Source organism: Mycobacterium sp. (assembly GCF_050701515.1).
GTDB lineage: Bacteria > Actinomycetota > Actinomycetes > Mycobacteriales > Mycobacteriaceae > Mycobacterium.
Window position 1 is genome coordinate 20,336 of sequence record NZ_JBOGDB010000053.1, and the last position, 10,483, is coordinate 30,818.

Annotated in this window: 10 protein-coding genes; 2 read left to right on the forward strand and 8 right to left on the reverse strand. The window is 67.2% G+C overall.

All coding sequences use genetic code 11. The features are described 5' to 3' along the window. Positions 1-4 precede the first annotated feature (4 nt). Positions 5-421: a DUF3151 family protein gene (locus tag ACRDU5_RS04325; RefSeq protein ID WP_526613086.1), complete on the reverse strand. Its 417-nt coding sequence runs from the start codon at positions 419-421 to the stop codon at positions 5-7. Between the two features lie 67 nt (positions 422-488). Between ACRDU5_RS04325 and ACRDU5_RS04330 the strand changes: the two genes are divergently transcribed. Continuing rightward, positions 489-1,289 (forward strand): Rv0361 family membrane protein, encoded by an 801-nt coding sequence (locus tag ACRDU5_RS04330; protein ID WP_526613106.1) that lies wholly within the window; start codon positions 489-491, stop codon positions 1,287-1,289. On the opposite strand, the gene fbaA is transcribed toward ACRDU5_RS04330, so the two are convergent. Further along, the gene (gene fbaA, locus ACRDU5_RS04335; RefSeq protein WP_526613088.1) at positions 1,286-2,323 is read right to left on the reverse strand and encodes a class II fructose-bisphosphate aldolase; all 1,038 of its coding nucleotides are present in this window, start codon (positions 2,321-2,323) and stop codon (positions 1,286-1,288) included. The two genes, ACRDU5_RS04330 and fbaA, sit on opposite strands and share 4 nt — an antisense overlap. A gap of 91 nt (positions 2,324-2,414) precedes the next feature. Between fbaA and ACRDU5_RS04340 the strand changes: the two genes are divergently transcribed. After that, positions 2,415-3,119, forward strand: coding sequence for a VTT domain-containing protein (locus ACRDU5_RS04340; protein WP_526613089.1), 705 nt, complete (start codon positions 2,415-2,417; stop codon positions 3,117-3,119). On the opposite strand, the gene nhaA is transcribed toward ACRDU5_RS04340, so the two are convergent. The 6 genes from nhaA to ACRDU5_RS04370 are packed head-to-tail and all read right to left on the reverse strand — an operon-like array spanning position 3,116 to position 10,352. Next, positions 3,116-4,960 carry a Na+/H+ antiporter NhaA gene (nhaA, locus tag ACRDU5_RS04345; protein ID WP_526613091.1) on the reverse strand — a complete coding sequence of 615 codons (1,845 nt, stop codon included), beginning with the start codon at positions 4,958-4,960 and terminating at the stop codon, positions 3,116-3,118. The genes ACRDU5_RS04340 and nhaA overlap by 4 nt on opposite strands. After that, the gene (locus ACRDU5_RS04350; RefSeq protein WP_526613093.1) at positions 4,957-6,900 is read right to left on the reverse strand and encodes an acetoacetate--CoA ligase; all 1,944 of its coding nucleotides are present in this window, start codon (positions 6,898-6,900) and stop codon (positions 4,957-4,959) included. Before ACRDU5_RS04350 ends, nhaA begins: the two co-directional genes overlap by 4 nt. Continuing rightward, entirely contained in the window at positions 6,897-8,012 is a 1,116-nt protein-coding gene (locus ACRDU5_RS04355) for a glycoside hydrolase family 76 protein (protein ID WP_526613094.1), read from the reverse strand. The genes ACRDU5_RS04350 and ACRDU5_RS04355 overlap by 4 nt, the downstream gene beginning before the upstream one ends. A gap of 15 nt (positions 8,013-8,027) precedes the next feature. Then, entirely contained in the window at positions 8,028-8,669 is a 642-nt protein-coding gene (locus ACRDU5_RS04360; protein ID WP_526613096.1) for a TrmH family RNA methyltransferase, read from the reverse strand. Further along, positions 8,662-9,561, reverse strand: a complete 900-nt coding sequence (locus ACRDU5_RS04365; protein ID WP_526613097.1) for a hypothetical protein — start codon at positions 9,559-9,561, stop codon at positions 8,662-8,664. Before ACRDU5_RS04365 ends, ACRDU5_RS04360 begins: the two co-directional genes overlap by 8 nt. A gap of 14 nt (positions 9,562-9,575) precedes the next feature. Continuing rightward, positions 9,576-10,352, reverse strand: coding sequence for an SDR family NAD(P)-dependent oxidoreductase (locus ACRDU5_RS04370; RefSeq protein WP_526613099.1), 777 nt, complete (start codon positions 10,350-10,352; stop codon positions 9,576-9,578). Between the last annotated feature and the right edge of the window lie 131 nt (positions 10,353-10,483).

Here is a 10,483-nt window from a genome sequence, read left to right on the forward strand (position 1 = left end):
GGCGTTAGCTCAGCCCGAGTTCAGTTCGCGCGGTCGGGTCACAATCGTCGAGCAGATCCAGACAGCGGGCGTATTCGTCGGTTTCGCCGATCGCGTCGGCGGCCCGCGCGAGCGAGGCCACGCAGCGCAAGAAACCCCGATTGGGTTCGTGCGCATACGGCACCGGGCCGAATCCCTTCCATCCGTTGCGACGCAGTTGGTCGAGGCCGCGGTGGTAACCGGTGCGGGCGTAGGCGTAGGCGGTGATGGCCTTGTCGTCGGCCAACGCGTCCTCGGCGAGCACCGCCCACGCCACCGATGCCGTCGGGTGCGCGGCAGCCACGATGGCCGGGTTCTCGCTTGCCTGCAGCTCGGCCTCGGCCGCGCTGTCGGCGGGCAGAAGTATCGGATCCGGTCCCAGAAGATCGCCCATCCGCGTCATGGGCCTATTGTGCCGTGGGGTGGATAAGCTCGGCGCACAGACGTCGTTACGGGAGGACTGCAGCGGGATGTCGAACCCATCAGGGCCCGACCAGGGTAATGAACCGGCTGTGGAATCGGCGGGTGAAGCCGCCGACGTCGAATCGGCCGGTGCGGAAACCGTCGAGCAGCCAGCCGAGCAGCCACAACAGCCGGAGGCGCCGGCCGAAATCAAGGGCGAGCGGCGGTTCACCGCTCCTTCCGGGTTCGACGTCGGATCGACGCAGCAGATCGACACGCCTCCCGAGCCAGCTACCGAGGTGCTGTCGGTGCCAGACCCGCCGGGCAGCCCGGCGGCAGCGACGTCGGTCACCGAGCCGGTGTCCAAACCGGCTGCGCCGCAGGTTATCCCGGCCCGCGGCGAAGGGCCGACGCCGCCGCGCAGTAGCCGCAGCTGGGGTTGGGTGGTGGCGCTGCTGTTGGTCATCGCCGCACTGGTAGCCGTCGCGATACTGGGCACGGTGCTTTTGACCCGCAGTTCCGAGCCGAAGGTGTCGCAGGAGGACATGGTCCGCTCGGCGATCCGAAACTTCGACGTCGCGGTGCAGAACGGTGACCTGGCCACGCTGCGCGGCATCACCTGCGGGGCCACCCGCGACAGCTACGTCAACTACGACGACCGCGCATGGGCCGACACCCACGCCCGGGTGGCCGCGGCCAAGCAGTATCCGGTGGTGGCCAGCATCGACCAGGTAGTGGTCAACGGAGAACATGCCGAAGCCAACGTGACCACGTTCATGGCCTTTGCGCCGCAGATGCGGTCCACCCGGAGCTTCGATCTGCAGTTCCGCGACGATCAGTGGAAGATCTGCCAGGCACCCATCAGCTAACCGGCGGTCACCGATCGGCCGGCACTATGCAGATCGTTGCATGCCTCGACGACCCGCTCCGACATACTGGCCTCGGCCTTCTTCATGTAGCTGCGCGGGTCGTAGGCCTCCTTGTTGCCCACCTCGCCGTCGATCTTCAGCACACCCTCGTAGTTGGTCAACATGTGTCCGGCCACCGTCCGGGTGAACGCGTACTGCATATCGGTGTCGACGTTCATCTTGACCACGCCATAGCGCAGCGCCTCCTCGATCTCCGACTTCAGCGATCCGGAGCCGCCGTGGAAGACGAAGTCGAAAGGCTTTGAGCCCTCAGGCAATCCGAGCTTGGCCGCCGCGACCTTCTGGCCCTGCTCTAGGATGTCGGGGCGCAGTTTGACGTTGCCCGGCTTGTACACGCCGTGCACATTGCCGAAGGTGGCGGCTAGCAGGTACTTGCCGTGCTCGCCCGCGCCAAGCGCCTCGATGGTCTTCTCGAAGTCCTCGGGAGTGGTGTAGAGCTTCTCGTTGATCTCGGCCTCGACGCCGTCCTCCTCGCCGCCGACCACGCCGATTTCGATCTCCAGGATGATCTTGGCGGCCGCGGCCTCCTTCAGCAGTTCCGTGGCGATCGCCAGGTTCTCGTCGATCGGCACCGCCGAGCCGTCCCACATGTGCGACTGGAACAGCGGGTTGCCGCCTGCTGCCACCCGATGCTGCGAGATCGCCAGCAGTGGCCGGACGTAGGTGTCCAGCTTGTCCTTCGGGCAGTGGTCGGTGTGCAGGGCGACGGTGACCGGATACTTCTCGGCGACGATGTGGGCGAACTCCGCGAGCGCGACCGCGCCGGTCACCATGTCCTTGACGCCCAGGCCGGAGCCGAACTCCGCCCCGCCGGTGGAGAACTGGATGATGCCGTCGCTGCCCGCGTCGGCGAAGCCCTTCAGCGCGGCATTGATGGTCTCCGAGGACGTGCAGTTTATCGCCGGAAACGCAAACGCGTGCTCCTTGGCGCGGGCCAGCATCTCGGCATAGGCCTCAGGCGTGGCGATCGGCATGGGACTTCCTCCCGGTGACGCAGGTGTTTAGCAGTATCGCAAACAGCACGGATTCGGGCTTGGCCAGTTGCGACCGGTATCTTGGGGCGTCATGACCACCACGGTGATGGCCCTGCCAGGGATCATGGACCCGATGTACTGGCTCGGGCCTGGTGGCCTGTTTGCCTCCGCGGTCCTGCCCGGCATTTTGATCATCGTCTTCATCGAGACCGGCCTGCTGTTCCCGCTGCTGCCCGGCGACTCGCTGCTGTTCACGGGCGGCTTGCTGGCCGCCAAGGGCACCATCGACATTTGGACGTTGGTGGTCGCGGTGCCCATCGTGGCTGTACTGGGCGACCAGACCGCGTATTTCATCGGACGACGTATCGGTCCCGCGCTGTTCGACAAGGAAGACTCCCGCTTCTTCAAGAAGCGCTACGTGACCGAGTCACACGAGTTCTTCGAGAAGTACGGGCCGTTCACGATCATCCTTGCCCGCTTCGTGCCGATCGTGCGGACGTTCACCCCGGTGCTGGCGGGCGTCTCCTACATGCGCTATCCGGTCTTTCTCGGGTTCGACATCGTCGGGGGCATCGCGTGGGGCGCGGGTGTGACGCTGGCCGGCTACTTCCTGGGCAACGTGCCGTTCGTCAACAAGCACCTCGAGCTCATCATCCTGGGCATCGTGTTCGTGTCGATCCTGCCGGGCATTATCTCGGTCGGCCGTGCCCTGCTCAACCGCAGCCGCCGTGGTGGCACGAACCCGCAGCCGGAACCCGCCGAAAAGGCAGACCCGCTCCCCGAGCAGTCGAGCTAGGGCCGGCCCGCCTCCAGCGCGCGGATCAGGCTGGCGGCGTCCCACGGACCCTTGTGCCGCTTGCCGTTGACGAAGAACGTCGGCGTGGAATTGAGGTCCATCACCTCGGCGTCCTGCGCATCGTCCCCCACGCGGTGCAGCACCTTCGAAGGGTGCACACGCACGTCCTCGTCGAACTGCTCGAGGTCGAGGCCGACCAAATTGGCGTACCGGTATATGTCCGCCCACTCCAGATCGTCCTGGTGCGCGAAGAGTTCCCGCCCCATCTCGAAGAACTTGCCCTGACGGGCCGCCGCCTCGCTGGCCCTCGCTGCATCGAACGCGCGCGGGTGCACACGCTCCAGGGGTAGGTGGCGCCACACGTAGCAAAGGTCGTCGCCCAGACGCACTCGCATCTCGTCGATCGCGCCGGTTGCGCGGCTGCAGAACGGGCACTCGAAGTCGCCGTACTCCACCAGCGTCAGCGGTGCGTCGGGGTTGCCCCTGATGTGATCGCGCTCCGGATCGACCGGGCGCACGAGCTTCAGCCCCACCGGGTCGGGCGGGCTGATCCAGTCGGTGAACCGGAAGATGGCCCACCCCAACACGAAGGCCAGCACCGACGCGATCAACACGCCGATGCGTGCCTGGTCCTGCTTGCCGGGGTCGTCGATCGCGAGATCGACGATGAAAAGGGAGAGGGTGAACCCGATTCCGGACAGCGCAGCGCCGCCGGCGACCCGGCGCAGGGTCAGCCCAGGCGCCAGTTGGCCCCACTTGGTCGCGGTGACCAGTGCGGTGGCGCCGGTGACGCCGACGAACTTGCCCAGCACCAGACCCGCAACGATGCCCCACGTCAGTGGGGAGCGTGCCGCCGCGGAGATCGCCTCTTCGTCGAGGCGCACGCCGGCGTTGGCAAGCGCGAACACCGGCAACACCAGGAACGACACGTACGGTCCGATGTCGGTCTGCAGCCGCTCGTTGATCGAAATCGAGTCGCGTAGGCGGCGGGTGGCCTCGCGGGCATACTTCGAATTGGGTGACTGCCGAAACGCCCGGATTAGGTCGACGGCCTGTTCGACGCGCTGCCGCTCGGGGGTGAACACCGGGATCAGCAGGGCGACCGCGACGCCGGCCAGGGTCGGGTGCACTCCTCCCAAGAACAGCGCCACCCAGAGCATGAATCCCAGCACCGCGTAGGCGGGTCCGCGCAGCACCGGCAGAAGCCGGACCGATGCCAGGGCGGCGATCAGCGCCGCGGCGAACAGCAGCGGCATGATCCGAACGTGCTCGGAGTAAAACAGCGCGATCACGATCAGTGCCCCGACATCATCGACGATGGCCAAGGTGAGTAGGAAAGTTCGCAGGCGCGCAGGGTATTTCGGTCGGATGACGGCCAAGGCGCCGATCAGGAAGGCGGTGTCGGTCGAGATCACCACACCCCAGGCGTGCGCGTCGTCGCTGGACACGTTGAACGCCAGGAAAACGGCGGCGGGCACGATCAGACCGGCCATCGCGGCGACAAAGGGCACCGCCGCCCTGGCCCGGTCGGTGAGTTCGCCGATGGTGAGCTCGCTGGTGACTTCGAGGCCCACGATGAAGAAGAAGAACGTCATCAGACCGTCGTTGACGATCTGCTTGACCGTGAGCTCGGCGTGCATGTCGCCGAAACTCACGCCGATCGGAGTGTTCCAGAATGTCGAATAGCTATCCGCCCAGGGCGAATTCGCCCACAGGATGGCGGCGACAGTGAAAGCCAGCAGCAGCGCCGCCGCGGTGTTCTCGGTGGCGGCAACCGTTTTGGCGTTGCGGTTGAAGCGTGTTGGCAGCAGACGAACGATACGCGGAACCTCGACGTTCACCGCCGGGCGTGCTCCGCAAACACGGCGAGTAGATCGGGTTGGTCGACGGCGCTCGGCGAAACAACGTCATCTGGCTTGGCACCCAAAAGGATTCGCTTGATCGGGATCTCGAGCCGCTTGCCGGTCATGGTTCGCGGTATGCCCGGGACGTCCACGATGGCGTCGGGCACATGCCGAGGCGAGGCTCCGCTGCGAATGGCGGCGGTGATCTTCTCCCGCAATTCGTCGTCCAGCGCCGCGTCGTCAGCGAGATGGACGAACAACGGCATCCAGTAGCCGCCATCGTCCTGCTCGACACCCACCACCAGACAGTCGCGAACCTCCGGGAGCGATTCGACCGCGTTGTAGATCTCCGCGCTGCCCATGCGTACACCCATCCGGTTCAAGGTGGCATCCGAACGGCCATGCACCACAACCGAATCCCGATCGGTGATGGTGATCCAGTCGCCGTGACACCAGACACCTGGGTACTTCTCGAAGTACGCCCTGCGGTAGCGGCTGCCGTCGGGGTCGTTCCAGAAGAACACCGGCATCGACGGCATCGGCTGGGTGAGCACCAGCTCACCGGCCTGCCCGACGACCGGGGTGTCGGCGTCCGTCCAGGCTTCCACCGCGGCGCCCAGGCAGATGCAGTTCAGCTCGCCGGCCACGATCGGCACCAGCGGACAACCGCCGATGAAGGCCGTCACCATGTCGGTGCCGCCGCTGGCCGACACCACCGGAATCTGGCGGCCGACGCCGTCCTGCACCCACCGAAAACCCGAGGCGGGCAACGGTGAGCCGGTGGAGCCGACCGCGCGCAGGGCGTCCAGCGGATACTCCTTGCCGGGGTGCAGGTCTTCCTTCGCACAGGCCAGCAGGTAACCGGCGCCGGCCCCGAACAGCGTGACGCCGTGGTCGGAGACCACCTGCCACAGACTGTCGGTATTCGGATGGGTCGGGCTGCCGTCGTAGAGCACCACGGTGGAGCCCACCAGCAGCCCGGACACCAGCAGGTTCCACATCATCCAGCTGGTGCTCGACTGCCACATGAAACGGTCCGCCGGACCCAGATCCAGGTGCAGGCTCAGGTATTTCATGTGTTCGAGCACGACGCCGCCATGGCCGTGGGCGATGCCCTTCGGCGTCCCGGTGGTTCCGGACGAGAACAGCACCCACAGCGGGTGGGCGAACGGGACGGCGGTGATCTCCAGCGGCGCATCGAGGTCCAGTACCCGAGACCACGGCGTGACGTCGTCGTCGACGACCTCGTTGCCGAGCCGTGGCACCAGCACGGTGGCCTTCAGTGTCGGCAGCTGCGCCCGGATTTCGGCCAGTTCCTTACTGCGATCGTGGCGTTTCCCGCCGTACACCGAGCCGTCGGTGGCCACCAGCACGCTCGGTTCGAGCTGCCCGAGGCGGGCCACCACACCCGCGACCGCCAGGTCCTGGTTGCACACCGCCCAGGTCGCGCCGACGCTGGCCGCGCCGAGGAACGCCGCGACCGCTTCACCCGTGCTCGGCAGATAGCCGACGACCCGGTCGCCCGGTTTGACGCCGAGCCGACGCAGGTAGTTGGCGAACGACGCCGTCTCCTGGCGCAACCGTGCCCACGACCATTCCGTCGAACCGTCCTCCCCGACGACGACCAGCGCCGGCCGCTCGTCGCTTTCATGCCGGAACGCCTCGACCGCGTAGTTCAGCGTCGCACCGGGAAACCATTGGGCGCCAGGCATTTCCGTGCTGGTGAGCACGGTGTCCGCCACGTCGGAGGCGCGGATGTCGAAGAAGTGCCACACCGCGTCCCAGAACCAGGCGATGTCGTCCAGCGACTTCGACCACAGCCGGCGGTAGTCGTCGAACTCACCCCGACCGGTTTCGGCGAGCCAGGCCATGAAGCGGGTGAGGTTGGCGTTCTCGACGGTCTCCTCGTCCGGTGTCCAGCCGCCGGGTTGGGTCATTCCGGTGTTTCCTCCTCTGCGACTGCGTGGGCAGCCTCCATAAGCATCCAGCCGGACAGTTGCACCGACATGTCCCGTTCCGGAACCGAGGACGCGTTGACGGCACCCTCGACGAACTGGGCTTCTTGGCCGCCAGTGGCCGGCAGCTCGGCGTTCCGGTCCCAGAATGGCCCGAACAGCGGCAGCCCGTCGACCGTCTGACGGTGATCCCAGGCCGACTGCGCGGATTTGAGCACCAGATTTCGGGCGGTGTCCCGGGCCGCGGCGTCCTGCGGCGTCCGCACCGGCAACATGGTGGCGACCAGCGCCAGGTAGCGGGCCAGGATCCCGTTGAACAATCCGCCGTCGCCGCCGCCTGCGCCCTTGATCACGCCACCGGGCGCCATCTCCTTGGCCACCGCGGCGACCAGCCGATGCACCCGCAGCGCGTGGTCGTCGTCTTGGGTTCGCACCGCGAGCTCCGTCTCCAACCCGAGCACCACGCCCTGACAGTAGGTGTACTGCGCCCGCACCAGCGAGCCGGCCTTGATGCCGTCGAACACCAGGTGGTTCTCCGGGTCGATCAAGGTTTCGTCGATCCAGTCCGCCATCTGCTGGGCGCGCCGCAGCCGGTCGTCGTAGCGGGCCAGGAAGATCCCGGCGGGGCCGTTGGCGGGCGCGTTGAAGAACTGATCCTGTTTACGCCAAGGAATTCCGCCGCCATCCTCGGGCACCCAGGCGTTGACGAACTGGTTGCACAGCTTCTTCAGCGCGCCGGACTTCTCCACGCCGACCAGCCGGCCGGCCCGTTCCAGCGCCAGCGCCAGCCACGCCATGTCGTCGTAGTAGTCGTTGATCCAGGACAAGTTGTTGCGCAACCGATGTGACCGGACCTGGCGGGCGATCTTCTTCTCCCGGTCGGGTTGCGGGTCACGCAGCTGCGCGTCGACCAGGTTGTCCAGCAGATGGGCCTGCCACCAGTAATGCCAGGTGCCGAACCAGCGGTCGCGCCGGGTCGACGGCCAGGCGACGACCCCGAGCTGGGTGCCCGGCAGCTGCCAGAGCCTCTTCAGATGTCGCTGCGCGACTGCGGCTTCAGCGCTGGCCGCACGATTTGCCCATAGCTGATCCATGCCGTTGATCCTGCCCTACCAGGCCCGCGATATGTCAGCCCATTGCTTGATCCAGGTGTGCATCGCGATGCCCGCGGCGACGGCCGCGTTGATGCTGCGGGTCGAGCCGAACTGGGCGATCGACACGGTCAGGGCCGCGCCGGCCTTGGCCTCGGCGGTGATCCCCGGGCCCTCCTGCCCGAAGATCAGCAGGCAGGCCCGGGGCAGCGCGGTGTCTTCGACCCGCTGCGCGCCAGGCACGTTGTCCACCGCGACGACGCTCAGCCCGGCTTCCGCGGCGAAGGCCAGCAGGTCGGCCGTCGTGTCGTGGTGGCGCAGCCGCTGGTAACGGTCGGTGACCATGGCACCGCGCCGGTTCCAGCGGCGCCGGCCGACGATGTGCACGGTATCCACCGCGAACGCGTTGGCAGTCCGCACCACCGCTCCGATGTTCGCGTCGTTGCCGAAGTTCTCGATCGCGATGTGCAGCGGATGTCTGCGCTGGTCTATGTCGGCGATGATGGCTTCGCGCGTCCAATAGCGGTAGGCGTCCACGACATTGCGGGCATCGCCGTCGCGCAGCAGCGTGGGGTCGTAGCGGGGATCGTCGGGCAGCGGACCCTGCCAGGGGCCGACACCGTTGGTCTCGCCCCATTCGGTGGGACCCGCTTCAGGCACGGGTGGTCCACAGCCCGGCGTGGGTTCCCACCATCGACACCGACGCGTAGAGCAGGGCGTCGTTGATCTCGCCCTGCGTGCACAACGAGGCCCTGATGCTGACGGCGTCCAGCGACGCGTCGGGCAGCACCAGCACGGAGGCTCCGTAGATGTCGCAGGCGTGGCTGAGGCCAGGGGCCGGCAGCGTCGGGGCGGCCAGCACCATCATCGGACCGCCGCGCCGGGCCGAGTCGTCGCGGTAACGCGATGCCAGACCGTTGATTTCAAGGCCCAGCAGCATGTAGCCCTTCCCGGTGAAGGCGGCCGGGTCGCCCAGTGCGACCGGGAGGAGGCGGGTGCCGTCGGCGCTGAACGCGTCGACGCTCGTCGTCCGCAGCGTCAGGCCGGTGTCGTTCTCGTTCGTCGGCGGCACGCCGACCGGAAAGGCGGCCGCATATGCTGCCACGGTCCCCGGAATCCGGTCTTTCGGCGAGTACACATAGACCCCGCGCACCTGGCTCTGGTCCCGCATCGGACCCAAACACGCTGTGCCGGTGAGCCGGTCGGGTGTCGGAGCGGCCACCGGTTGCACGGCGAGACTGGTCACGTCACGGCAGCCGCCGATGGCATTGGCCTCGATTGGATGTGCCAGCGCGCCATACAACCCGAACCGAATGTCTTCGGGTTTGGTGTGGTCCCCGCCGGTTTGCGACGGCGACGCGTCGACGTCGACCAGCACGTAGTCGCCGTCGAACCGCAGGTTGGACACGCCGATGTTCCAGCCCAACACGGCCAGCGATTCGCCCATCGTGGCGGCCTGCACGCTGTATGGATGTGCCTGCTCGTCACCGCTCGAGCACGCCGACGTCACCGCGAGCATGACCGCCGACAGCAACGCGATTAGCGACCGCACCATTCGAGTGCGACTCAAGTTCTTCCGCGGCCCTTGCCCACCACCTTGGTCATGGCGCGCACCAGGTTTCGCGGCACCATCCGCCCGGCGGTGGTGAGCGCCTTGTACTGCGCGCCGGGAACGATCACGACCTTGCCCTTGGCGACGTCGGCCAGGCACTCGCGCACCACGTCCTCGACCTCGAGCCACAGGAACGACGGCGTGCCGCCCATCTCGATCCCTGCGCGTTCGTGGAACTCGGTGCGCACGAAGCCGGGGCACAACGCGTGCACCCCGACGCCGGTGCCGCCAAGACCGTTGGCCAGTCCCTCGGAAAACGCGATCACCCATGCCTTGGATGCGGAGTACGTCGACCCGCGGCCGGGCAGCAGGCCGGCGACGCTGGCGACGTTGATGACGGTGCCGTCGCCCGCGTCCATCATCGGCGGCAGCGCGGCGTGGGTCAGCTGCATGACGGCCGTAACGTTCACGTCCAGCTGTGTTTGCAGCAACTCGAGATGCGAGGTCCAGAACTCGCCGGAGGTGCCGAACCCGGCGTTGTTGACCAGAACCTTCACCCCGGCGGATAGCCGGTCGGCAACCTTGGCGCGGCCGGTGGCGTCGGCCAGGTCTACCGGCAGCACCTCGACGTTCGCGCCCGCTTCGTCGTGCAGTTCGGCGGCCAGCCGTTCCAGCCGTTCGACATCACGGGCCACCAGCACCAGGTCGTGTCCGTCGATGGCGTAACGCCGGGCGAAGCCGGCCCCCAGCCCGGACGTCGGTCCGGTGATCAAGGCGACGGGGCGGGGCATGCCGACAGGTTACTTACCGCTGATAGTGCGGCGACTGGCGGCCGTTACGCGACTGCGGTGGACGCCGCACCGGTTCCGAGCGTTCGGGTCGATACGGTTCGCCCCGCTGGCTGCGGCGGCCCACGTCGGCC